At 68.4% G+C, this 23,722-nt stretch carries 26 protein-coding genes; 10 read left to right on the top strand and 16 right to left on the bottom strand.

The window, feature by feature from the left end; genetic code table 11:
* Positions 1 to 42: 42 nt before the first annotated feature.
* Positions 43 to 510, top strand: a complete 468-nt coding sequence (gene mscL / locus ACFU5V_RS05465; RefSeq protein WP_378441789.1) for a large conductance mechanosensitive channel protein MscL — start codon at positions 43 to 45, stop codon at positions 508 to 510.
* Positions 511 to 578: 68 nt separating this feature from the next.
* Here mscL and ACFU5V_RS05460 read toward each other — a convergent pair whose 3' ends face one another.
* The 12 genes from ACFU5V_RS05460 to mrf form a co-directional block, all read right to left on the bottom strand.
* Complete coding sequence (locus ACFU5V_RS05460) at positions 579 to 1,280, bottom strand: MspA family porin (protein ID WP_378697447.1); 702 nt, start codon at positions 1,278 to 1,280, stop codon at positions 579 to 581.
* 85 nt (positions 1,281 to 1,365) lie between these two features.
* Complete coding sequence (locus tag ACFU5V_RS05455; RefSeq protein ID WP_378697445.1) at positions 1,366 to 1,986, bottom strand: MspA family porin; 621 nt, start codon at positions 1,984 to 1,986, stop codon at positions 1,366 to 1,368.
* A 250-nt stretch (positions 1,987 to 2,236) separates the two neighbouring features.
* Positions 2,237 to 2,938, bottom strand: coding sequence for an MspA family porin (locus ACFU5V_RS05450; RefSeq protein ID WP_378697443.1), 702 nt, complete (start codon positions 2,936 to 2,938; stop codon positions 2,237 to 2,239).
* A gap of 65 nt (positions 2,939 to 3,003) precedes the next feature.
* Positions 3,004 to 3,624 carry an MspA family porin gene (locus tag ACFU5V_RS05445; RefSeq protein ID WP_378697441.1) on the bottom strand — a complete coding sequence of 207 codons (621 nt, stop codon included), beginning with the start codon at positions 3,622 to 3,624 and terminating at the stop codon, positions 3,004 to 3,006.
* Between the two features lie 802 nt (positions 3,625 to 4,426).
* Positions 4,427 to 4,987, bottom strand: coding sequence for a molybdenum cofactor biosynthesis protein B (locus ACFU5V_RS05440; protein WP_005567398.1), 561 nt, complete (start codon positions 4,985 to 4,987; stop codon positions 4,427 to 4,429).
* Positions 4,987 to 6,465: a trypsin-like peptidase domain-containing protein gene (locus ACFU5V_RS05435; RefSeq protein ID WP_378697439.1), complete on the bottom strand. Its 1,479-nt coding sequence runs from the start codon at positions 6,463 to 6,465 to the stop codon at positions 4,987 to 4,989. The genes ACFU5V_RS05440 and ACFU5V_RS05435 overlap by 1 nt, the downstream gene beginning before the upstream one ends.
* Before the next feature lie 129 nt (positions 6,466 to 6,594).
* Positions 6,595 to 8,073, bottom strand: coding sequence for an ATP-binding protein (locus ACFU5V_RS05430; RefSeq protein ID WP_378697437.1), 1,479 nt, complete (start codon positions 8,071 to 8,073; stop codon positions 6,595 to 6,597).
* On the bottom strand, positions 8,073 to 8,759 hold the full coding sequence (locus tag ACFU5V_RS05425) for a response regulator transcription factor (RefSeq protein ID WP_073365748.1): 687 nt from the start codon (positions 8,757 to 8,759) through the stop codon (positions 8,073 to 8,075). The genes ACFU5V_RS05430 and ACFU5V_RS05425 overlap by 1 nt, the downstream gene beginning before the upstream one ends.
* A gap of 68 nt (positions 8,760 to 8,827) precedes the next feature.
* A complete protein-coding gene (locus tag ACFU5V_RS05420) occupies positions 8,828 to 9,436 on the bottom strand; it encodes a trimeric intracellular cation channel family protein (RefSeq protein ID WP_378441109.1) in 609 nt (202 codons plus the stop codon).
* A gap of 24 nt (positions 9,437 to 9,460) precedes the next feature.
* The gene (gene rpmF / locus ACFU5V_RS05415) at positions 9,461 to 9,634 is read right to left on the bottom strand and encodes a 50S ribosomal protein L32 (RefSeq protein ID WP_378441118.1); all 174 of its coding nucleotides are present in this window, start codon (positions 9,632 to 9,634) and stop codon (positions 9,461 to 9,463) included.
* A 62-nt stretch (positions 9,635 to 9,696) separates the two neighbouring features.
* A complete protein-coding gene (locus ACFU5V_RS05410; protein WP_378436532.1) occupies positions 9,697 to 9,951 on the bottom strand; it encodes a type B 50S ribosomal protein L31 in 255 nt (84 codons plus the stop codon).
* The gene (mrf, locus tag ACFU5V_RS05405) at positions 9,948 to 11,213 is read right to left on the bottom strand and encodes a ribosome hibernation factor-recruiting GTPase MRF (RefSeq protein WP_378697434.1); all 1,266 of its coding nucleotides are present in this window, start codon (positions 11,211 to 11,213) and stop codon (positions 9,948 to 9,950) included. The genes ACFU5V_RS05410 and mrf overlap by 4 nt, the downstream gene beginning before the upstream one ends.
* 97 nt (positions 11,214 to 11,310) lie before the next feature.
* Here mrf and rpmB point away from each other — a divergent pair, with 97 nt between their 5' ends.
* Genes rpmB through rpsR form a run of 4 tightly spaced genes read left to right on the top strand, consistent with a single transcriptional unit; the run spans position 11,311 to position 12,296 of the window.
* Complete coding sequence (gene rpmB, locus ACFU5V_RS05400; protein WP_124389227.1) at positions 11,311 to 11,547, top strand: 50S ribosomal protein L28; 237 nt, start codon at positions 11,311 to 11,313, stop codon at positions 11,545 to 11,547.
* Positions 11,547 to 11,714, top strand: a complete 168-nt coding sequence (gene rpmG, locus ACFU5V_RS05395) for a 50S ribosomal protein L33 (protein ID WP_378697432.1) — start codon at positions 11,547 to 11,549, stop codon at positions 11,712 to 11,714. Before rpmB ends, rpmG begins: the two co-directional genes overlap by 1 nt.
* Before the next feature lie 12 nt (positions 11,715 to 11,726).
* Entirely contained in the window at positions 11,727 to 12,032 is a 306-nt protein-coding gene (gene rpsN, locus ACFU5V_RS05390) for a 30S ribosomal protein S14 (protein WP_005259913.1), read from the top strand.
* 9 nt (positions 12,033 to 12,041) lie between these two features.
* On the top strand, positions 12,042 to 12,296 hold the full coding sequence (rpsR, locus tag ACFU5V_RS05385; RefSeq protein ID WP_005238639.1) for a 30S ribosomal protein S18: 255 nt from the start codon (positions 12,042 to 12,044) through the stop codon (positions 12,294 to 12,296).
* 61 nt (positions 12,297 to 12,357) lie between these two features.
* Here the strand turns inward: rpsR and ACFU5V_RS05380 are convergent, their stop codons facing one another.
* The 3 genes from ACFU5V_RS05380 to ACFU5V_RS05370 form a co-directional block, all read right to left on the bottom strand.
* Positions 12,358 to 12,954, bottom strand: coding sequence for a DUF305 domain-containing protein (locus ACFU5V_RS05380; RefSeq protein ID WP_378697430.1), 597 nt, complete (start codon positions 12,952 to 12,954; stop codon positions 12,358 to 12,360).
* 70 nt (positions 12,955 to 13,024) lie between these two features.
* Positions 13,025 to 13,414 (bottom strand): DUF6153 family protein, encoded by a 390-nt coding sequence (locus ACFU5V_RS05375; RefSeq protein ID WP_378697428.1) that lies wholly within the window; start codon positions 13,412 to 13,414, stop codon positions 13,025 to 13,027.
* A 136-nt stretch (positions 13,415 to 13,550) separates the two neighbouring features.
* Positions 13,551 to 14,603, bottom strand: coding sequence for a serine hydrolase domain-containing protein (locus ACFU5V_RS05370; protein WP_378697426.1), 1,053 nt, complete (start codon positions 14,601 to 14,603; stop codon positions 13,551 to 13,553).
* 140 nt (positions 14,604 to 14,743) lie between these two features.
* Between ACFU5V_RS05370 and ACFU5V_RS05365 the strand changes: the two genes are divergently transcribed.
* The 5 genes from ACFU5V_RS05365 (at position 14,744) to ACFU5V_RS05345 (ending at position 22,057) form a co-directional block, all read left to right on the top strand.
* On the top strand, positions 14,744 to 15,673 hold the full coding sequence (locus ACFU5V_RS05365) for an AEC family transporter (protein ID WP_378697425.1): 930 nt from the start codon (positions 14,744 to 14,746) through the stop codon (positions 15,671 to 15,673).
* 14 nt (positions 15,674 to 15,687) lie between these two features.
* Positions 15,688 to 16,152 (top strand): hypothetical protein, encoded by a 465-nt coding sequence (locus tag ACFU5V_RS05360; RefSeq protein ID WP_072937298.1) that lies wholly within the window; start codon positions 15,688 to 15,690, stop codon positions 16,150 to 16,152.
* A gap of 1 nt (position 16,153) precedes the next feature.
* On the top strand, positions 16,154 to 17,317 hold the full coding sequence (locus tag ACFU5V_RS05355) for an MFS transporter (RefSeq protein ID WP_378697603.1): 1,164 nt from the start codon (positions 16,154 to 16,156) through the stop codon (positions 17,315 to 17,317).
* Between the two features lie 149 nt (positions 17,318 to 17,466).
* Positions 17,467 to 20,643, top strand: a complete 3,177-nt coding sequence (locus ACFU5V_RS05350; protein WP_378697424.1) for an NAD-glutamate dehydrogenase domain-containing protein — start codon at positions 17,467 to 17,469, stop codon at positions 20,641 to 20,643.
* A gap of 52 nt (positions 20,644 to 20,695) precedes the next feature.
* Positions 20,696 to 22,057: a flavin monoamine oxidase family protein gene (locus tag ACFU5V_RS05345; protein WP_378697422.1), complete on the top strand. Its 1,362-nt coding sequence runs from the start codon at positions 20,696 to 20,698 to the stop codon at positions 22,055 to 22,057.
* A 24-nt stretch (positions 22,058 to 22,081) separates the two neighbouring features.
* On the opposite strand, the gene ACFU5V_RS05340 is transcribed toward ACFU5V_RS05345, so the two are convergent.
* Complete coding sequence (locus tag ACFU5V_RS05340) at positions 22,082 to 23,608, bottom strand: PucR family transcriptional regulator (RefSeq protein WP_378697420.1); 1,527 nt, start codon at positions 23,606 to 23,608, stop codon at positions 22,082 to 22,084.
* Between the last annotated feature and the right edge of the window lie 114 nt (positions 23,609 to 23,722).

Genomic DNA, 23,722 nt, shown 5'->3' with positions numbered 1-23,722 from the left:
ACAGTGCTGGATGACTTGCCACCCACTCGAGGAGACGTCGACATGCTCAAGGGATTCAAGGACTTCCTGCTCCGGGGGAACGTCCTCGACCTCGCCGTCGCGGTCGTAGTCGGAGCCGCGTTCACCGCCATCGTCACATCGTTCACCAACAACGTGATCAATCCGTTGATCGCCGTTGCCGGCGGCGCCAACGATCTGGGCTGGGGTTACCAGATCATCGCCGACAACCCGGCCACCTTCATCAACATCGGCGCCGTCATCACGGCCGTCATCAACTTCGTGATCATCGCCGCGGTCGTGTACTTCATTCTCATCGTCCCGGCCAACGCCGCGAAGAAACGGTTCATCACCGAACCCGCCGACAAGAAGGCCAGCGAGGCCGACCTGCTGATCCAGATCCGCGACATCCTCGAAGCGAGCCTCCAAACCGACGGGGCGACAGCGAGTTCCGACGGAGCGCACGCCATGCCCGCGGAGAAGGCCGCGAAGCTGGAGCAGACCCGCGAATAGCACTTCGACGACTCCGGGCCCGTGCAGCAGCTGCGTGCACGGGCCCGGAGTCATGGATGGAACGAATATCAGCCGAGGCTGAAGGGCTGCCCCCACAGGGTGACGGTGCCGTCGACCGACTCGGTCGAGACCGCAACCTTGACGTAGGAGCGAGCCTGCGCGTAACCGGCGCAACCGGACACACCGAACGTCTCGTCGGAGTACGTGAAGCCACCGCTCTTGCCGGTGAACTTGAAGCTGCTCTTGTGAGCCTCGGCGCCGTAGCTGTCCTCGTACTCGATGTCGAGGATCGGCACGTTGGTGGCCTGGCCGGGTCCGATCGTGATGCCGCTACCGGCACCACCCTCGGCCGGAATCGACGCGGCAGGGCCGCCGGCCGCTGCACCGATGACCTCGGACGGCGTCAGGCTGGCACCGGCTTCACCGTTGACCGAGCCACCGAAGTTCAGCTGGCACGCCACGATGTACCCGGCGTCGATGGTGCCGCCCTTGGCGGTGCCACCGTCGAGCGACACGTCGATCGAGCCCGACGCCCACACGTTGCGGTGCAGCGGGGTCGAACCCATCGACGGGCTGATGTTCGCGGAGTTACCGGTCTGGCGAACCGTCACCACGGTGCCGTCGAGCAGCGTCTGGGTGACGGTGCCGTCCTGCAACGGAACAAAGGTGTCGGCGTTGGCCGCACCCGTGGAGAAGAGGCCGATCGCGACGGTGGCCGCGGCCACCACGCCGGCAGCCTTGGCGCCGTGGCGCAGGGTCTTGCTGTTCATTGTTCCCCTCTAGGGTTTCTTGCTGTGGGCACGCCCGTGGCCACCCACAGGACTCGACAAGGTTGGTTGTTCGGGTGCGCGGCGATCAGCCGATGCTGAACGGCTGCCCGTAGAGGGTCGACTTGACGTAGTGGTTGCCCGGAATTTCCAGCACGGTGTACGCGCGAGCCTGCGCGTAGCCGCCGCAGCCCTGGAGCTCGATCTGCTGGTCGCGGTACTGGATCGCCGAGACACCGGGCTTCAGGTCCGTCTTGGACTTGACCTTCGCGAACTTCACCTCACCGGCGCTGATCGGAATCGACAGCGAACCACCCAGGCCGAGCGAGTCGAGACCGAGATCGGCACTCAGACCACCCTCGAGGCCGGTGATGTCAGCCTGGCAACCCACGATGTAACCGGTGGTCAGCGTCGCGCCTTCCTCCGGCACCTCTCCGCCGAGTTCGGCGAACACGTCACCCGACACCCACGCGACGCGGCCCGCGCCGTTGGCGGCCAGCGACGGCGAAACCAGAGCACTCTCGGCGTTGCGGGCGATCTTGGCCGTGACGCCTCCTGCGTTGACGACCTTCTCGCCACCCGGCAGCGGCACGAACGTGTCGGCATTCGCAGCGCCGGTGGACATCAGGCCGAGTGCAACAGCCGCGACGGCGCCGAGGCCGGCAACGCGGACCCCACGGCGCAGGCCTGACTTACGGATCTCGCTCATTCTTTCCCCTCATCAGGTACCACCTACCCGGCGTTCGGTTAGGCAGTCTTTACCTCTTGACGGGATAAAGTTAGCTGAAACAACGTCCAAATGTTATAGCTACGTGTCCGAATCCGCCTCCGCGCCAGCATCCGTGTCTGAACTGTGACATGCGTAACAGCGCATAGAGCGAGGTTGGGGGCGTACGGAACTGCCGTACGCCCCCAACCTCGAGGTATTACATTGTTCAATTTTTTTTCGGCGTCATGCGTCAGCCGAGGCTGAAGGGCTGTCCCCACAGGGTGACGGTGCCGTCGACCGACTCGGTCGAGACCGCAACCTTGACGTAGGAGCGAGCCTGCGCGTAACCGGCGCAACCGGACACACCGAACGTCTCGTCGGAGTACGTGAAGCCACCGCTCTTGCCGGTGAACTTGAAGCTGCTCTTGTGCGCCTCGGCGCCGTAGTCGTCGGTGTATTCGATGTCGAGGATCGGCACGTTGGTGGCCTCGCCGGGTCCGATCGTGATGCCGCTACCGGCACCACCCTCGGCCGGAATCGCCGCGGCAGCGCCGCCGGTCGCCGCACCGATGATCTCGGAGGGCGCCATGCTCGCGCCGGCCTCGGCGTCGACGGAACCGCCGAAGTTCAGCTGGCACGCCACGATGTACCCGGCGTCGATGGTGCCGCCCTTGGCGGTGCCACCGTCGAGGGAGACGTCGATCGTGCCGGACGCCCACACGTTGCGGTGCAGCGGGGTCGAACCCATCGACGGGCTGATGTTCGCGGAGTTACCGGTCTGGCGAACCGTCACCACGGTGCCGTCGAGCAGCGTCTGGGTGATGGTGCCGTCCTGCAACGGAACGAAGGTGTCGGCGTTGGCCGCACCGGTGGAGAAGAGGCCGATCGCGACGGTGGCCGCGGCGACCACACCGGCAGCCTTGGCGCCGTGGCGCAGGGTCTTGCTGTTCATTGTTCCCCTCTAGGGTGAATGTCGCTTACGCGAGAAGTCGTGAAGTGAGATCTGCTTACGAGCAATCAGCCGATGCTGAACGGCTGCCCGTAGAGGGTGGCCTTGACGTAGTGGTTCCCGGGAACCTCGACGACGGTGTACGCGCGAGCCTGCGCGTAGCCACCGCAGCCCTGGAGCTCGATCTGCTGGTCGCGGTACTGGATCGCCGAGACACCGGGCTTCAGGTCCGTCTTGGACTTGACCTTCGCGAACTTCACCTCACCGGCGCTGATCGGAATCGACAGCGAACCACCCAGGCCGAGCGAGTCGAGACCGAGATCGGCACTCAGACCACCCTCGAGGCCGGTGATGTCAGCCTGGCAACCCACGATGTAACCGGTGGTCAGCGTCGCGCCTTCCTCCGGGATGTCGCCACCGAGCTCGGCGAACACGTCACCCGACACCCACGCGACGCGGCCCGCGCCGTTGGCGGCCAGCGACGGCGAAACCAGAGCACTCTCCGCGTTGCGGGCGATCTTGGCCGTGACGCTTCCCGCGTTGACGACCTTCTCGCCACCCGGCAGCGGCACGAACGTGTCGGCGTTGGCCGCACCCGTGGACATCAGGCCGAGGACTACAGCCGCAGCGGCACCCAGGCCGGCAACGCGGGCTCCACGGCGCAGGCCGGTCTTTCGGTTCTCGCTCATTCGTTCCCCTCATCAGGATTCTGCTGGTTCCCAGTCACGACCTTCGAGACTGAGGAGTGGTCCATGTCGGGCCCAGCGCAGTATCCAGAGCTGTGATGTCCGCAGAGTGAACTACGGATGATCACAGCTCGATAACCGCGCTGAAGACGAAATCACTGACGAAGCGTCAGGGTTCCGACTGGGCAACGGCACATCGACCCTGCCCTCCATCTCCAGTACTGACTCGCCGAGGACAGTAACCGGCAGGTGGTTGCCTAAGCAATTAATTCCTGCCGAAACAGAATCGTGATGTATGCCACACCCCGAAACGTGTCCAACGTGTGGGATTTGAGAGAAAATTCCGACCACTCGCCGACTCTGTGACCAGCAGGTTCACTGGCCGTTCACGTTAAGTTCGGTAACGTTTACATTCGGTTCACGAGCTCGAAGGATGTCTGTTCTGACCGAAATGCGAGGCCTGAAAGAACGCCGGGAACGGCTCTTCGCCCAGGGAAGTTTTCGCCGCGTCATAGCACAAAAACTCACGATGATCGCAGACCACGACCGCAGATCACGATTTGCTTAAGGTGAGGGTTTCGAAGATAACTACCCGTGATGTGGGGGGCGCTGTCGGCGCAGCCACTCGTCGCCGGCGGCGTCGGAGGAGGACCCTTCGCCAGGTTCGCGTTCGTCCGCGGTGGTGTCGGGGAAGACGTCCCCGAAGATGCGTTCGAGCCGGGCCCTGTCGATCGGGGCCCGGCTCGGAACTGCCTGCTCGTCGGGCCCGCTCTGCGAACCCGGCTCGTCGGAACGAGAAATCGTCTCAGCCTTCCAGACCGGACAATTCGGAAATCACGTGCGCCGCGAGCGGCGTCAGGGTGGCCATGCCGTCCCGGACCGCGGCACGCGAGGACGCGAGGTTTACCACGAGTGTGCTGCCGGACACACCGGCGAGCCCGCGAGACAGGCCGGCGTCCAGCGAACCCGCGGCCAGACCCGAAGACCGGAGCGCCTCCGAGATTCCGGGAATCTCGCGGTCGAGGACCTCGGCGGTGACGTCGGGGGCGACGTCGCGGGGCGACACGCCTGTGCCGCCCACGGAGACGACGAGGTCGACGCCGCCGATGACGGCGGTGTTGAGCGCATTGCGGATCTCCACCTCGTCGGCCGCCACCGCGACGATGGCGTCGACGATGAAGCCGGCCTCGTTCAGCAGTTCCGTCACCAGAGGCCCGATGGAGTCCTTGCCGTCACCGTGAGCGGTGCGGTCGTCGACGATTACCACCAGCGCGCGGCCGGCCAGCGAGGCTTCGATGTCCATGGTCCCTACCGTAGTGGCCCCGTTCAGAACGGACTCGACCTGCCCGAGAATCCCCGTGTTCATCAGCGGCCGCCCTGTTCGGCGGTTCCGAGCGTGACGTCGACGGTCTTGGAATTCGATCCGTTCCCGTCGGTGTAGGTGATGGACACGTTATCTCCCGGTGCGTGTGAACGGATGGCGGCGATGAGCGCGTCGCCGCTGGTGATGACCCGGTCGTCGACCTTGGTGATCACCGAGCCCTTCGGAATTCCCGCCTTCTCCGCCGGGCTGCCCGACGTGACCTCGACGACGGTGGCACCGTTGGCAGCATCCTGCGACGGGACCTGGATCCCGATGACGGCCTGCGTGGCCTTGCCCGTCTTGACCAACTCGTCCGCGATGCGCCGCGCCTGATCGACCGGGATCGCGAAGCCGAGTCCGATGGAACCGCTCTGCTCACCCGCGCCGGAACCGCCGATGCTCGCGATGGCGGTGTTGATGCCGATCAGCTGACCGTCCATGTTGACGAGGGCGCCGCCGGAGTTGCCCGGGTTGATCGCCGCATCCGTCTGCAGGGCGTCGATGACGGTGTTCTGGTTGCCGGACTCACCGCTGGTGGACACCGGGCGGTTGAGCGCCGAGATGATGCCCTCGGTGACGGTCCCGGCGAGCCCGAGGGGCGAACCGATCGCGACGACCTGCTGTCCGACCTGCACGTTGCCGGACGTTCCCAGCTCGATCGGGGTGAGGTCGGTCTTGCCGTCCACCTTGATGACCGCGAGGTCGGATACCGGGTCGGCGCCGACCAGCTTGGCGTCGGCCGTGCTGCCGTCGGAGAAGGCGACCGTCAGCTTGCCGCCCTTGGCGGCCGCGCCCGCGACGTGATTGTTGGTGAGGATCATGCCGTCGGACGAGATGACGATGCCGGATCCCTCGCCGCCGGAACCTCCTGCCGTCGCCACCTCGATCTGGACGACGCTCGGGACCACCTTGTTCGCGACCGCCTGCACCGACCCTGCCGGTGCGTTCGCTGCCGGGGTCGCGGTGTTCTTGGGGGCGTCGAGGGAGTTGGTCACTGCGGCGCCGCTGCCGTTGCGATCCGTCGCCAGGGAGCCCACGACGCCGCCGATGCCGCCGCTCACGAGAGCGAGCGCCACAGCGCCCACCACGATCGCCGTGCGTGCGGGACGCTTGGTCGCGGTCGCCGTCGATCCCGCTCCGGCCTGTCCTGGCCCCTGCAGGCCGGGGAACGGGCCCTGAGGCGTCCCCGGCTGCCCGACCGCGTGCTGGGCACCCGGATGCCCCGGGGCGCCGTGCTGGGGGTGCCCGAACTGCTGCGTGGGCTGGTGCGGCGCACCGTACGGATTGCCCTGCGGATACCCGGCGCCGTAGGCCTGCTGACCCACCGGACCGCCCGCCGGGTTGTGCGGCGTGGTCGGGAACTGCTCGGTCGAGTGGTACCCCGGCGTCGGAGGCTGCGCCGGATGGTCGGGGCGCCCGCCCCGGTCGCCACCGGCGTTGTCGCGGCTGTCGCCGTCGGGGTTGTTTCGATCCTCGGTCATCGCATCACTTCCATCTCCCGCGACCGCCCGCAGGGGCAGTCGCACCGTCTCTGTCCACGAGAGTGCCCGGTGGGACTGAGAAGGTCCTGAGACCGGCCTTTGAGTTAGCCGAGACCTCGCGCTTCGAGACTATTCCGCTTCGGGTTCACCTGGAAGGACGATGCGGATGAGCGCACCGCCCCGTTCGGAGACGTCCACCGCGATCGTGCCGCCGTGCTTGACCACCACCTGCCGGACGATCGCCAGCCCCAGCCCCGAGCCGGGCATCGAGCGCGACGCCGTGGACCGGTAGAAGCGGTCGAACACCAGCTCCCGATCCTCCTCCGGAATGCCCGGACCGGCGTCGTCGACCGTCAGCTCGAGAAGTCCGTCGCCCGCCGGTTTCATCGCCACCCGCACCTGCTCACCGGTAGGGCTCCACTTGGCGGCGTTGTCGAGGACGTTCAGCACCGCCCGCGACAATCCCGCGTGGTCGCCGTAGACGAACCAGGGAACGGTGACGGCGGTGAAGTCGATCTCGTTGCGCCGACGTCGCGCACGCTCGAGGCTACGGTCCACCACTTCGCTGAGATCGACTCTCTCGAAGACGGTTTCCGGTGCGTCCTCGCGGGCGAGGTCGACGAGGTCGCCCACCAGCTGCGAGAGTTCCTCGATCTGCGCCACCACGTCGGTGCGCAGTTCGGCCATGTCCTCGTCCGGAATGTGCGGCGCGCCAGGACGACTCGACGCGATCAGCAACTCCATGTTGGTGCGCAGCGACGTGAGCGGCGTCCGCAGTTCGTGCCCCGCGTCGGCGACGAGCCGGCTCTGCCGCTCCCGCGATTCCGCGAGCGCCCTCAACATGGTGTTGAAACTTTCGGTGAGCCGGGCGAGTTCGTCGTTGCCCGTCACGGGCATCGGCGTCAGGTCGTCGGTCCGGGCCACCCGTTCCGTGGCGGCGGTGAGCCGGGCGATCGGACGCAGACCGGTGCGTCCCACCGTCGTTCCGGCGGCGGCCGCGAGGACCACCCCGCACCCGCCGACGATGAACAGCACCCAGGCCAGCCGGTCGAGCACCGCACCCGTCGGCGCCAGCCGCTGCGCGATCACCAGCGTGCTGCCGTCCTGGGTGCGCTCGGCCAGCACCCGCTGGTTGTCGGCGGTGCGCAGGGACGTGTCCTGCTCACCGCGCGCCACCGACAGCTCCGGCTCCCCGATCGGCACGTCGGAACCCGGAGGCGTGTACGTGTCGAGGTCCGGAAAGATCAGCGCCACACTGATGTCCGTCGTGTACAGCGTCGCACCCGCGATGTAGCGCGGATCGAACGTCACGAGGTTGCTGTCGATCAGCGCCGACGCGCGGTTCCGCAACTGGTTGTCGACGTCCGCGTACAGTGCCCGCGACACCACGGCGTACGCCGCGATCGCCATCACCGCCACCGCGATGGCCACCACGGACGCGGCGAGCAGCGTCACCCGCCACCGCAGCGACACCGACCGCGTCAACGGCATCGGAGGCCGCATCTCGGGCGGTAACGGGATCGGTCCTGTGGGGTGCCGAGAAACGGAGTGCGTCTCGTGCTTCGCCGCCCCCGACTTCGGGGCGGTCCGGTGGAACGGAACTGCCATCACGGAGGCGTCTCCCGCAGCACGTAGCCGACCCCGCGGACGGTGTGCAGCAGGCGGGTCTCTCCGTCCGCCTCCGTCTTGCGGCGCAGATACCCGACGTAGACCTCGAGCGCGTTGCCGGACGTCGGGAAGTCGTACCCCCACACCTCCTCGAGGATGCGACCGCGGGTGAGCACCCGGCGCGGATTGGCCATCAGCATCTCGAGGAGCGAGAACTCCGTGCGGGTGAGGCTGATCGACCGCTCGCCACGCGTCACCTCGCGGGTGACCGGATCGAGCGTGAGGTCCTCGAACGTCATCTTCTCCGAATCGATGCCCGGCTCCGGCGCCGCGCGGCGCAGCAACGCACGCAACCGGGCCAGCAACTCCTCGAGGGCGAACGGCTTCGGCAGGTAGTCGTCAGCCCCGGCGTCCAGACCCGACACCCGCTCCGACACGGAATCGCGCGCCGTCAGGACGAGAATCGGCAGGTCGTCGCCGGTGCTCCGCAACCGGCGGCACACCTCGAGACCGTCCAGACGCGGCATCATCACATCGAGCACGAGCGCGTCGGGGCGCGCGGTCGCGACCTTCTCGAGAGCATCGATACCGTCGACGGCCAGTTCCACCGAGTACCCGTTGAAGCTGAGAGACCGCCGTAAGGACTCCCTCACGGCGCGATCGTCGTCGACCACCAAAATGCGCATACCCGACAGTTTGGCCCGATCAACTGAGATATGTCTGAGAAGGGGACCTCGACACGAGATGTCGCCGGTCATTCCAGGACACGCGGACCCGGCAGCCCCCAGTTCCTCCACAACGCCACCACCCGCAGCGCGGACGCGAACACCGTCCCCACCACCAGGGCCACATCGGTACCCGAACCCCACTCGCTCACCGCGACGACCAGCGCCGAACCGAGCAGCGCCGGCACCGCGTAGAAGTCCCGCTGCAGCAGCAACGGGACCTCGTTCACCAGCACGTCACGCAGGATGCCGCCGCCGATCGCCGCCGTGCCGCCGATGAGGCACGACGCCAGCGGACTCGCCCCGTGGTCGAGCGCGATCACCGCCCCCGTGCTCGCGAACAGGCCCATCCCCAGGGCGTCCAGCACCAGGATCTCCCGGCGGAGCCGCCCGACAGTCGAATGCAGGAAGAACACCAGCAACGACATGCCGAACGACGTGCCGAGGTTCGGCCAGCTACCCAGCGACGTCGGCGGGTGGATGCCCAGCAGGACGTCGCGGACGATGCCGCCGCCCAGCGCGGTGAACACACCGACCACGCACACACCGAAAATGTCGAGGCGCTTCGTCACCCCCACCAGGGCGCCCGACGCCGCGAACACCGCAATGCCCACGAGTTCCAGGATGTACAGCAGCACCCGCCAAGGTTCGCACGGGGCGCGTCACTTTCCGGCCGGGTCCACCAATCCCAGCTTCACGGCCTTCACCAGCCGCCGCGGCACACGGTGCGTCGCGCCGCCCACTCTCACCTCGACGAGGTCGGGTGCCTGCGCCTTCCACTGCGATCTCCGGCTGCGCGTATTGGACCGCGACATTCTGCGTTTCGGTACTGCCATCTTCTGTCTGCCTCCTTCGTCGGCCCGTGAGTACTTGTTAACCGCCCGCGGTTAACAAGTACTCACGGGCGCCTGCGTACTCCGTACCGGCGCTCGAACTTCTCGACGCGGCCCGCGGTGTCCATCACGCGCTGCGCACCGGTCCAGAACGGGTGCGACTCACTGGTCACGTCCACGACCACCAGCGGATAGGTGTTGCCGTCCTCCCACACGGCGGTGCGATCGCTGGTCAGCGTCGACCGCGTGAGGAACGTGGTTCCGGTGCTCGCGTCCTGGAACACCACGGGGTGGTAGTCGGGATGGATTCCTGGTTTCATTCGTGTCCCTCTCTCGATTCGGGTTCTGCGTAGGGTGATTCGCTGCTCTCGCAGGGGTCTTCATGGAACTGCCCGAACGGGTCGGGCCACGACCGCCAGGCGTCTTCGTCGGCGAGTTCGTCGTCGGTGACGAGCGCCCACTGCAGCGTGCGGCCGATCTCGGTGGGGTCGGCGGCATGCACCAGCACCACCAACGACGTGTGCCGGTCGCCGAAGCGTTCGTCCCAGCACAGCGCGGCCATCGCACGACGCGCGACCCCGACCTGTTCCTGTTCCTCCGGGGTCATGGCCGCGAGCCAGCGGTCGGCGCTCGCCACCCGCAGTCCCCCACCGGCCGACTCGAGCCACAGCGCCTCGTCCGGCTGCGTCGCGACCCACACGCGTCCGCGCGAGGTGACGACACCGTCGAGGAGCACGTCGACGGCCTCGTGCAGCCGCTCCGGGTGGAACGGGCGGGTGGCGGTGAACTCGACGAGCATCACGCCGCAGTCGTGGGACAGCGGCGGCTGTCCGCGCAGCAGCGGTGAATGGGCGTGGGACGGCTCACCGCGCCGCGCGCCGGCCGGGATGTCGAGGAGCAGTCGCTCGACGTCGGGGGTGTCCCCGCCCCAGCTGATCGGTGCGTCCGGTGCGAGCCGGGCCAGGACGGCGTGGAGCCTTGCCTGCTGCCAGCCGTCGCCCGCGCTGCCCGACACGACGAGGGCGTCGGCGAAGTCCACCTGCCCGACCGCGACCTGCGCCACGGTGCGGTCGTCGTCCAGCGCGTCGTCGCCGGTGGCATCGGCCAGCCACGATCCCGCGTCGAGGCAGGTCACGACGCCGTCGACGCGGACGTCCCGCGAGGCCGGACCGTCGATCTGCCCGACCACACCGGACACCGACACGTGCTCGACCGCCCAGCAGACGGACTCGGGTTCGAGCCTGCGGTCGAGGTGCAGCACGATGCGCTGCACCGAACTGCGGGTGTGCAGGCGGCGGATCAGCGGGAGGAGGTCCTCGCGCAGCGTGCAGGAGATGCAGCCGTGTGCCAGTTCGAGGATGCGGAGGCGCTCGCGCGGCGCACCCGACTCCAGGGTGGTGACGGTGCGTCGCACGATGCCTTCGTGCACGAGGTCGAGGTCGTGATGCACGACGACGGTGCCGTCGCGGAGCAGCGAGCGAGCCGCGTCCTCGGTGGGGCCGTTCCAGCCGGATACCAGGATCAGCGGCGTCCGGCCGTCGAGTATCTCGTTCACGAGCACCCTTTCGATAACGATTGTCATTACGTTGACGGAACGCTACATTGGAAACTCGCCGTTGTCGAAAATGATTGTCATCACCCTCTCGTCGAGTGGTCGCGAGAGGCAGAGAGGAACGCCCATGTCGGCGCACTGCCAGGTGACCGGACGCCAGCCAGGATTCGGCAAGTCCGTGTCGCACTCCCACAAGCGCACCAACCGGCGCTGGGATCCGAACATCCAGAAGAAGACGTATCTCCTGCCCAGCGAGGGGAGGCGGATCACCCTCACGCTGTCCGCGAAAGGCATCAAGACCGTCGACCGGGACGGCATCGAAGCCGTCGTCGCCCGGATCCGCGCCCGCGGGGAGAAGGTCTGATGGCCGCCCGCAACGAGATCCGCCCGATCGTCAAACTCAAATCGACGGCGGGCACCGGCTACACGTACGTGACGCGCAAGAACCGCCGCAACGACCCGGACCGTCTGGTGATGAAGAAGTACGACCCGGTCCTGCGGAAGCACGTCGATTTCCGAGAAGAGAAGTAGAAGACACCACACATGGCAAAGAAGTCGAAGATCGCGAAGAACGAGCAGCGCAAGATCGTCGTGGCACGCTGGGCCGAGCGCCGCGCGGAGCTGAAGGAGACCATCCGCCGTCCGTCGAGCAGCGAAGACGAGCGCGCCGAGGCCCGGGCGGCACTGCAGCGTCTGCCCCGCGACGCGAGTCCGGTACGATTGCGCAATCGAGACGCTGCGGATGGACGTCCGCGCGGCCACCTGAGGAAGTTCGGGCTCTCTCGCGTGCGTGTTCGCGAGATGGCGCACCGCGGGGAGCTGCCAGGCGTCCACAAGTCGAGCTGGTAAAGGAAGAAGATGGCAGTCAAGAGAGCACCGTCGAAGAAGCCGCGTCCCGTCGAGGGCCGCAAGCCCAAGAAGAACCCGTTGTTCGCGGCCAAGATCGAGTACGTCGATTACAAGGACATCAACCTTCTCCGCACGTTCATCTCGGACCGCGGCAAGATCCGTAGCCGCCGCGTCACGGGCCTGACCCCGCAGCAGCAGCGTCAGGTTGCCGTCGCCGTCAAGAACGCTCGCGAGATGGCTCTGCTGCCCTTCACGAGCCGGTAACTCGCAAGGCACCGAAAAGGCCGCGTAATCCTCGGATTACGCGGCCTTTTCGTCATTCCGGTCAGCCGAGCGCGGCCCGCATGTCGGCGATCTCCCTCTGCTGGGCGGTCACGATGTCGGTGGCCAGCTGCTTCGCGTCCGGGTTCTCGCCGTCGGCGAGTTCGGTGTTCGCCATGTCGATCGCGCCCTCGTGGTGCTCGATCATCATGGTCAGCCACTGCCGGTCGAATTCGGCGCCCGACAGTGCCGTCAGGGCGTCCATCCGATCGGTCGACATCATGCCGTCGCCGTGGTCCGTGCCGCCGTGGTCCATGCCGGACATGTCCGACGCCGGAAGCGGCTGTCCCCACTGCTGGAGCCAGTCGGTCATCCGGTCCATCTCCGGTTGCTGCGCCGCCTCGATCGCGGCGGCGAGAGCGACCACATCGGCGTTCTCGGTGCGGCCGGCGACCAGGTCGGCCATCTCCACCGCCTGCGCGTGATGCGGATACATCCCGTTCAGGAACGCGATGTCGGCATCGTTGAACCGTGCCTGCGAGTGGGCCACCGACGTCGTGGCCGCGGACGTCGAGGTGCCGGCCGAGTCGGCGCCGCACCCGGTCAGGACGAGGGCGGCGGCCGCCGCTGCGGAGATCAGAGCTGTGCTGGTAATACGCATGAGGAACTCCTCGTAATCACATCGGAAAATGACAGTCGGATCCGCCGGGGCACACGCCCCGGGCTCCCTGTCACACCCGCAGAATCGAAAGTTCCGCCAACGACAACACCGTCCACGGCGGCGGGCCACGCCCCGACTGCCCACCGTCGGCGCTCACCCGCGACCGTCGCGCCGCGGGATCCGCGGACCGCCACCACAGCAGCATCGCCGACGTCAGCGCGGCGATCACCACGATCACACCGGCACACTGGTGGCCGGTGAGATGCGGCTGCTCGCAACCGTCCCCGCCGCATCCGTGGGGGTCCTCGCCGTGGGTCGCGGTGGCCGAGGGCTGTTCGTGCACCGCGGCGATCACGGTCGGCGCGATCAGGCTGTGCATGAGGAGCACGCCGGCGGCGACGGCGATCAGTAGTGCGGCACGCGCCGCGACTGTGCGCCTCCGCCCTGCTGCCGTCTCCACAGCCCCACTGTAACCGGACATACCCAGTGGGGGTACCCAGGTGAGTGGCGATTCGTGCCCGAGGACACTGTGCCACTCACCTGGGGGGGACGTCGGGCAGGTGAGTGGCAAAGTGTGCCGGGGGACGCGTTCGCACTCACATGGGGGTGTGCGCGAGAATCTCCAGACCCTGCTGCTCGAGTCCGCCGATCGTGTCGGTGAGAACGACGAGTCCGCGGCCGTTCGCCCGGTCGAGCACGACGGTGCACTGGAAACCACCCGTCGCGCCGCCGTGCAGTGTGTAGTCCCGGCCCTCGAACGGAACGCTCGACCACGTCAGCGCCCGGTAGCTGTCGCCGACCCACCGCGGGTCCATGGCGGCGCCACCCGGGACCGTGCCGTCGAGCAGAGCCCGGACGTACGTCGCCATGTCGTTCGCCGTGGACCGCAATCCACCGGCCGGGGCGTACGCATCCAGCGGCCACGGATCCTGCGACCGGTGCAGGACGTCGAATCCGCGGGTGACGTCCGCCGGTAGGTCGGCAGCGGTGAGCGGCATCCACGACTGCGACAGTCCGAGCGGGACGAGCATGCGCTCGCGCAGCAGCGACGGGTAGTCGGTGTGCGCGGCCGCGGCCAGTGCCTGGCCGAGCAGCGCGAAACCGACGGTCGAGTAGGAGTAGCTGCCGCGGGTCGTGAGCGGCGCCGACCGCAGTTGCTCGAGCAGCGTGTCCCGGTCGTAGGTGAACGGGTTGGACGCGACCACCCAGTGCCCGACGGCGACCACGGTGTCGGTGCTCATCGGGAACTGCGCCAGACCGGACGTGTGCGACGCCAACTCGAGGAGCGTCACGTCGCCGACCGGCGCACCCTGCAGCGGCAGCACGTCCGCGACCTTCGTGTCCTCGCGCACCTCACCCCGGGCGACGGCGTCGACGAACAGTTCGGCGGTGAACGTCTTGGTGACGGAACCGATCTCGAAGTCGGTGTCCTCGGTGGCCCCGAAGTTCGCGTACCGGGTGCCGGAGGCGTCGATGTACGCGACGCTCGCGTTCTCCCGGTAGCTGCGCCCGAGGACCTGTCCGGCGAGCGCGATCAGAGCCGGATCCCCGCTCGACGGCGGTGCCAGCGCCGACGCTATGGGAGCGGCACCCCAGGCGAGGGTCCACGCACAGAACAGCGCGCAGAGAACGGTCGTTCGACGCAGCATTGCGACTCCTCGCGCGCGACGGAACGCGCACACAGACGATGTCCCCGACCGGACGCCATTGTCACCCACCCGAACGCCTCGCACTAGACTTCGGAAGGTTTGCCGACAGAGGCATCCCTGTCGAGGAGGTGCCCCGCAGCGTGTCGGGAGTGGTTGCGGGATTCACCGTCATATTCGTGATCATCGCGATCGGCTACATTCTCGGCCGGCGCGGGACGCTGGGCGCGGAGGGCGAATCCGTCCTGGGCAGGCTGGTGTTCTTCGTCGCCACACCGGCGCTGCTGTTCGAATCGCTCGCATCGTCCGACCTCTCGGTGATCTTCTCGCCCACTCTGGCCGTCGCGGCTGCCACTGCATTGACGGTCGGCGCACTGTACATGGTCGTCGCGAAGCTGTGGCTACACAGGCCCCTTCCGGAACTGACGATCGGTGCGCTGTCGTCCTCGTATGTGAACTCCGCGAATCTGGGCATTCCCATCGCGGTCTTCGTGCTGGGGGACGCCTCGTTCGTGGCGCCGCTGCTGCTGTTCCAGATCATCGCGTACTCCCCGATCGCCCTGACCATCCTGGACGTCACCACCCTCCGGCGCGGCGCCTCGCGACTCGAGACGGTCACCGCGCCGTTCAAGAACCCGATCGTGGTGGCGGGCGCCGCGGGACTGCTGATCGCGATCCTCGGCTGGACCCCGCCCGAGGCGCTGATGCAGCCGTTCCGGCTCATCGGTGGCGCGTCGGTGCCGGGTGCACTGCTCGCGTTCGGCATCTCCCTGTACGGGGTGCGGGTGCTCGAGAAGGGGACGAGTCCGCGTCGCGACGTCGCGCTGGCATCGGTACTCAAGATCGTCGTGCAACCCGTGCTCGCCTACCTCATGGCGCGCTATCTGCTCGGGCTGGACGGCCACGAACTGTTCGCCATCGTGGTGGTGGCGACGCTCCCGACGGCGCAGAACGTCTTCGTCTACGCCAGCCGGTACGGGGTGGGAACGGTGATGGCCCGGGACACCGCATTCGTCACGACTCTGGCCGCGATTCCGGGGATTGCGCTGGTCTCCGGCCTGCTCGCGGGATGAGGTTACCGTGGCTTATGCGCGTAATCGCCCTCGCAGTGCTGGCCTGCCTCGCCGTCGCCGGATGCGGGTCCGGTTCGAGCACCGACGAACCGACGATTCCCCCGGAGATCGCGTCCGCAGTGGATCCCAGCCCGACCAATCCGTCGTCGGGGATGCCCATTCCCTCCGAAGTGCCCGGCGAGGACTTCGGCACCGTCTTCGAACCGCGGCCCGACATCGTCCGGGCGAACCCGACCCCGTTCGAGTCCTGGTCCCGCGCGGACGGCAACAAGGTGGCGATCCACTTCGTCACCGGAACCCCGGAGTGTTACGGCGCCGACGCGACGGTGACGGAGACCGACACCACCGTCACGATCTCGCTGCGCACCGGCACCCTCCCGGAGGCGGCCGACAAGATGTGCATCCTCGTCGCCGTGTTCGGCACCCTCGAGGTCCAGTTGCAGGGGCCGCTCGGCAATCGTCAGGTCATCAACGGATGACCTGGTGAAGCACTGGTTCCTCAACGTCTGCGTTGCCACTGCTCTCCTCCAGGCCGTCTATCACGCCGTCCGCGTTCTCGTCTCCTACCGCGTCCTCGCTCTCGGCGGCGACGCCGTCACGATCGGCGTCGTCACCGCGCTGTTCTCGCTGGCGCCGCTGCTCGTGGCCGTCCGGATCGGACGCGCCGTGGACCACCGGCATGCGGCCGCGGTCCTGCGGATCGGGGTGCTGCTGACCGCCCTCGGCGTCCTGGTGATCGCCGTCAGCGGCGACCTGATCGTCCTCGGACTCGGGAACGTGATCCTCGGTTTCGGGCAGATCCTCGTGACCGTCGCCGGGCAGGGATTCATCACGCTCCTCTCCCCGCAGGGTGAACTGGACCGTGGTTTCGCCGGATTGACGCTCGGCGTGTCGATCGGCCAGGCCGTCGGGGTACCGCTGGTCGGCGTGATCGCGGCGGGAAGCTCGGACGGCGGGGGCGTCGAGACGACCCTGGCCCTGACGGTGATGGGCGCGGTGGCGCTGGCCGCGGTCCCGTTCGCCTGGCCGATTCGTGAACGCCCGCAGCCGGCGGGGCCACCGACGTCCGGCGACCGGCAGTCCGTGGTCAGCATGATCTCGACGACCGGGATGCGGCCGGCCGTGTTCAGCAGTCTGATCGTGCTGGCGTCGGTCGACGTCGTCGTCGCGTACCTCCCCGTCCTCGGGCACGAATTCGGTTTCAGCGTGCTCCTGGTGACGTTGCTGCTGACCGCGCGCACCGCGGCGTCGATCGTGTCGCGCGCCTTCCTGCCGTGGCTGCTGACCCGGGTGCCGCGGTCGAGGCTGCTGGTCTCCGCCACGCTGTGCTCGGCGCTGCCCACCGCCCTGCTGCCGTTCGTCCCCGACCCGGCCGTGATGGCGCTGCTGCTCGTCGTCGCCGGATTCTTCTGGGGCATCGGCCAGCCGCTGACCATGACGTGGGTGGCCGGGCTCGTCACCGCCGCCAACCGGGCCGCCGCGTTGTCGTTGCGGCTGACCGGCAACCGGCTCGGACAGGTCCTGATTCCGCTGGCCGCGGGCGCCGCGGCGGGGGTCGCGGGCACGTCGTCGATCTTCGTGATCACCGGCGGTCTGCTCGGCACCGCGGCCGTCTCGACCTGGCGAGCTGTGAGTACTTGTTAACCGCCGGCGGTTAACAAGTACTCACGGGTGCCGAAACGTCGCGTCCACCAACACACGACGCTCCACTTCGTCGGATGTGGCGTGCGTCTCTCCTCGACACACTGGTTCCCAGTCACGCGTTTGTCAGATCAGGGGTCAGGAGCCACACGATGAGCTATACCGGTGTCATTCCGAGCACGACCGACACTCCCGGTCCACGCCGGGACGAGGCCGCCGTGTCGAGCGCGGTCCTGGCGTCCGGAGGTACCACCCCGCGGCTGCGTTTCGTCGACTCCGCGGACGCACTGCCGGAGCCGGCCGCCGTCATGGTGTGGCCGCAGGGCACCCCGCTGCTCGCGGAACTGGTCGCGTTGTTCGCCGACCTCGGGTTGCAGGTGGCGTCCCACGAACAGCTGCCCGACGGCGAGCCCGGCAGCCCGCTGGTCCACCGGTTCGATTTCAGCACCGGCGACTTCGCCTGGGACGCCGCAACTCCCGGGCTGCTCTCCGACGCGTTCGAGGCCGCGGCCGCCGGACATCTGGAGGTCGACGGTTTCACCCGTCTCGTCGCCGCCGCGACCCTGACGTGGACGGACGCCGTCCTGGTCCGGGCGGCGTGCCGGTACCTCCGGCAGGTGGGGCTGGGGCTGTCGGAACCCAATATCGTCGCGATCCTGTTGCGGCACACAGATTTCGTGCGGGGATTCCGCGACCTGTTCACTGCCCGATTCGATCCCGCCGTCGCCGGCTCCGATCGCGAGAACGCCGCGGCGGACGCCGAGCGGGTGCTGCTCGCCGCGATCGACCGCACCGCGACGATGGACGAGGACCGGCTGCTCCGCGGACTGCTGTCGTTCACCTCGGCGGTGTTGCGCACCAACTGGTTCCGCCACGACCGCACGATCAGCGCCGCCCCCGCGGCATTCAAGATCGACCCGTCGCTGTTGTCGCTGTCCGCGGCCGTGACGCCGTACCGTGAGATCTTCGTGCACTCGCCGATCGTCGAGGGCAGCCACGTCCGCAGCGGCCCGGTGTCCCGCGGCGGACTGCGCTGGTCGGACCGCAAGGACGACTTCCGCACCGAGGTCCTGGGTCTGATGAAGACGCAGCACGTGAAGAACTCGCTGATCGTCCCGATGGGCGCGAAGGGCGCGTTCGTGGTGCGCACCGAGACGACGCCGGACGCGGTCCGCGCGGCGTACACGAGTTTCATCGACGGACTGCTCGACGTCACCGACGACATCGTCGACGGCGAGGTGATCCATCCCCGGGACACCGTGATCTACGACGAGTCCGACCCGTATCTGGTGGTGGCGGCCGACAAGGGCACGGCCCGGTTCTCCGATCTGGCCAACAGCATCGCGACGCGACGCGGCTTCTGGCTCGGTGACGCGTTCGCGTCCGGCGGGTCCGCCGGCTACGACCACAAGGCGATGGGCATCACGGCGCGCGGCGGATGGGTGTCGGTGCGCAGGCATTTCGCGGAGATGGGCAAGAACGTCGACACGGACGCGTTCACCGTGGTCGGCATCGGCGACATGTCCGGGGACGTGTTCGGCAACGGCATGCTGCTCAGCCGCGCCATCCGGTTGGTCGGCGCGTTCGACCACCGGCACATCTTCCTCGATCCGGAACCGGATTCCGAGGCGTCCTACCGCGAGCGCGAGCGCCTCGCAGCGGTGCCCGGCAGCAGCTGGGACGACTACGACCGCAGCCTCGTCTCGGCGGGTGGCGGGGTGTGGCCGCGGACGGCGAAGACGGTCCCGCTGTCGCCGCAGGTGCGTGAACGGCTCGGCGTGACCGCGACCGAACTCCCCCCGCACGAGGTGGTCAAGGCGCTGCTCACCGCGGACGTGGACCTGTTGTGGAACGGCGGAATCGGCACGTACGTCAAGGCGTCTGCCGAGGGGCACGCCGACGCGGCCGACCCGGCCAACGACGCAGTCCGGGTGGAGGCGAACGATGTGCGCGCCGCGGTGATCGGCGAGGGCGGCAACCTCGGTCTCACCCATCGCGCCCGGATCGAGTACGCGCTGAACGGCGGCCGGATCAACGCCGACTTCATCGACAACGCCACCGGCGTCGCCACGTCGGATCGGGAGGTGAACCTGAAGGTCGCACTGGACGCGGCCGTCGCGGTCGGCGAACTCCCCGCGGCGGAACGGAACACGCTGCTCGCCCGGGTCCAGGACGAGATCGGCGAATCGGTGCTCGCCGACGCCGCATCCCAGACCCTCGCCATCAGCCTGGCCGAGGTCCACGCCCCGTTCCTGCTCGGGCGCCACGAACGGCTGATCGAAAACCTCGAGCGGGACGCCGGCATCAGCCGGGCCGCGGAGGTCCTGCCGTCCGCGGCGGAACTGTCGGCGCGGCACCGCGCGGGCCAGGGACTGGTCCGGCCGGAGATCGCCGTTCTGCTCGCGCAGTCGAAGAACCTCGTCGTCACCGAACTGCTCGCCTCCCCCGTACTCGACTTCGCGGTGTTCGACGGTGTGCTCGCCGACTACTTCCCGGCCCCCATCCGCGAACGCGTCCCCCGTCAGATCAGCGGGCACCGGCTCGCCCGGGAGATCGTGGCCGTCATCGTGGCGGGCGACATGATCGACCGTGTCGGACCGGGCCTGATCCACCGGCTGGAGGAGCGGCTCGGCGTCGGCACCCCCGAGATCACCGTCGCCTACGCCGTCGTCCGGCAGGTGTTCGACATCGACCGCCTGTGGAACGAGGTCCTCACGCTGCCCGGCGCGTCGCACCGGACCCGGCTGAACCTGCACTTCGGCATCCAGGACCTGATCGAGCGCACGACGTCGTGGCTGCTGCGGCACCGTGGCACGGATGCGCAGGACCTGATCGAGCGTTTCGCGAAGCCGGTCCAGGAACTCGCGGCCGCGCTGCCCCGCCTCACCGGTGCGCCGGCCCAGGACCTGGGCACGCTGCGGATCCTGGCGCAGGCCTTCGCGCTGGAGACCACCGCGCAGTCGCTGGACCTGCCGATCACCCAGGTGGCCGAGACGTACCGCGAATTCGGCCGCGTCGTGGGCCTCGACTGGCTGTCGGAGCGGTTCTCCGTCGGCGAGACCGGGACCGCGTACTGGGAGGCGATGGCGGGAGCCGTCCTCGTCGACAACCTCCAGGAGCACTGGCACGGCCTGATCGGGCTCGTCCTGCACGGCGCCTCGCCCGCGACGACCGCCGCCGACGCCGTCGCCCACTGGCTCACCGACCACGCCACCGCCGCGGACCGCCTGGCTCAGATGCTCGGCGAACTGCGCAGCCTCGACCGCGTGGACAACGCGAGCATCTGCGTCATCGACGCCGAACTGTCGCTCGCGCTCACCCGCTGCTGAACCAGATCCACCGTTCATCCACCTCAAGCACTTCAACCAAAGGAGCTCGAAAGTGCCTACTCTCCAACGTGATGTCGCCATCGTCGGCGCAGGCCCGTCCGGCCTGGCCGCAGCGACGGCGCTGCGTAAGGCGGGGTTGTCCGTCGCCGTCCTGGAGGCGCGCGACCGCGTCGGAGGCCGCACCTGGACCGACACCATCGACGGCGCGATGCTGGAGATCGGCGGTCAGTGGGTCTCCCCCGACCAGACTGCGCTGATCTCGCTGCTCGACGAACTCGGCCTGGAGACGTTCGACCGGTACCGCGAGGGCGAATCCGTGTACATCTCGGCCGCAGGCGACCGCACCCGCTACACCGGTGAGTCGTTCCCTGTCGACGAGACGACCCGCAAGGAGATGGATCGCCTGGTCCAGATCCTCGACGACCTCGCCGCACAGATCGGGGCCGAGGAGCCCTGGGCGCATCCGCTGGCGCGCGAACTGGACACGATCTCGTTCAAGCACTGGCTGATCGAGCAGTCCGACGACGCCGAGGCCCGCGACAACATCGGCCTGTTCATCGCCGGCGGCATGCTGACCAAGCCGGCGCACTCGTTCTCCGCGCTCCAGGCCGTGCTCATGGCTGCGTCCGCCGGATCGTTCTCGCACCTGGTCGACGAGGACTTCATCCTCGACAAGCGGGTCATCGGCGGTATGCAGCAGGTGTCGATCCGGATGGCGGCCGCCCTCGGCGACGACGTCTTCCTGAACGCCCCCGTGCGCACCGTCCGGTGGACCGAGGACGGCGCAGTGGCGCTGGCGGACGGGGACATTCGCGTGGAGGCCGCCCGCGTGATCCTCGCCGTCCCGCCGAACCTGTACTCCCGCATCTCCTACGATCCGCCGCTGCCGCGCCGCCAGCACCAGATGCACCAGCACCAGTCGCTGGGACTCGTCATCAAGGTGCACGCCGTGTACGAGACCCCGTTCTGGCGGGCGGACGGCTTGTCCGGCACCGGATTCGGCGCCTCCGAGGTCGTGCAGGAGGTGTACGACAACACCAACCACGAGGACACCCGCGGCACCCTCGTCGCGTTCGTGTCGGACGAGAAGGCCGACGCGATGTTCGCGCTGAGCGAGGAGGAGCGCCGCGCCACCATTCTCGGCTCGCTCGCCCGCTACCTCGGACCGCAGGCTGCCGAGCCGGTGGTGTATTACGAGTCCGACTGGGGCTCCGAGGAATGGACCCGGGGCGCGTACGCCGCGAGCTTCGACCTCGGTGGCCTGCACCGGTACGGCAAGGACACGCGGACGCCCGTCGGACCGTTCCACTTCTCCTGCTCGGACATCGCCGCCGAGGGCTACCAGCACGTGGACGGCGCCGTCCGGATGGGTCAGCGCACCGCCGCGGACATCGTCGCCCGCCTCGGACAGTAGTCCCGTCCGGTCATCGCCCGGCAGTCACGACTGCCGGGCGATGATCGCGAGCAGCAGTTCGGCGCGCACCCGCGCCACGTCCAGCCTGCAGTCGATCAGCGATTCGATCCGCGCCATGCGGCTGCGCAGGGTGTGCCGGTGCACGCCCATCGCCGCGGCCGCCGACTCCCAGTGCCCGTTCGCCTCGAGGAACGCCCGCAGCGACCCGAGCAGTTCGGTGCCGTTGGTGCGGTCGTAGTCGTCGATCGGCGAGATCATCGTGTCCGCCAGCGAGTTCAGCACCTCCCGCGTCGAACTGAACGCGAGCAGCGCGCTGCCGGTCAGTGCCGCGAATTCCAGCGGATCCGCCCCCGCTTCGGCGGCCGACGCGGCCAGTTGGGACTGTTCGATGGCCGCCACGAGTCCGGCGACCTCCCGCCGCCCGCTCAGCCCGGCCCGGATCGCCTTCCGTTCCGGGGCGGACAGGCTGCGCAGCATCGCCCGCGCGAAGTCGACGTCGTCGGTTCCCCGCAGCAGAACGGTGACCCGCGCATCGTGCCTGCGGGAGAACAGTTGCCGTCCGGCCTTGTTCATGGCCACCGCGACCGCCGACTCCGCCCGTTCCGCGAGCGCGGGCGTCTCGGCGACGACGGTGAGTCCGCGGACCATGCCGTCCGCGTCCGCGGCGTGCCGGATCTGCGACCACGCGGGCGCGAGGTCGCGGTCCTCGGTGAGCAGCAGGCCGAGGGCGTGCGAATTGAGCCGGTTCTGCGCCGTCCTGAGCCGCACCGGCTTCTCGAAATCCAACGCGAGCAACGAGTTCGCATGCCCGAGCAGGATCTGGTCCACGTGACTGAGCGCGGTGGGACTGATCACGGCGAGGTGGCCGTGCGGGGTGCTGCCGACGCTGATCTGCTGCACCGTGATCGACGCGCCCGAACGCGCGAGCGACACGCTGCTCGACGCCCCGCCGGTGCCCGCGTCCAGCACATCCCGCAGTTCCCCGAGCACGTCCTCCGCGGGCTGCGCCGGATGCGCCTCCAGCACCCGGCCGGACAGGTCGAGGAGCAGGACGGTGGACGACGTCGCGACGGCGAGTTCGCGGACGGTGGCGCCGGTGCCACCCTGGATGACGGCGCGGGTCATCCGCGGTTGCGCCCGCGACGCGCGCAGCACCGCCTCGTACTCCTGCTCCGCCAGGCGGTTCATGACCCGCTTGACCACGGCCGCGAACGGCGTCGGCAGCGGAATCTCGAGCAGCGGCAGCCCGATCTCGTCGGCGACGATCACCAGATCCTCGGGCACCTCCGGGTGGGAGAGGCCGGTGCCGAACCCGACCGCCGCCACCCCGGCCTCGCCGAGTCCGCGCAGGTACCGTCCCCGGTCGGCGGCCGTCAGCGGAAGCCGGATTCCCGTGGTGAGGAGCAGTTCGCCGCCGGAGAGCCAACGGAAGGGGTCCTGCAGTTCGGTGGTGTGGGCGAACGTGATCTCGTTGCCGAGTCCGGCGGCCCCACCCTTCAGTTCGAGAGCCAGGTCCGGCTGGGACAACATCCAGCGAACGGGAACGGTCATGTCGGCTCCTGCGCAGTGTGCGGTCGGGTCCGTGCCACCCTGACCTGTCGGAATCGGGACAGCGCTGGACAAGTTGGCCAGCTGAGCACGGACGACTACTCCATTGTGTCAGAC

The organism is Rhodococcus sp. NPDC057529 (genome assembly GCF_042802055.1).
Classification (GTDB): Bacteria; Actinomycetota; Actinomycetes; order Mycobacteriales; family Mycobacteriaceae; genus Rhodococcus_F.
This window is presented reverse-complemented; position numbering and strand designations above follow the sequence as displayed.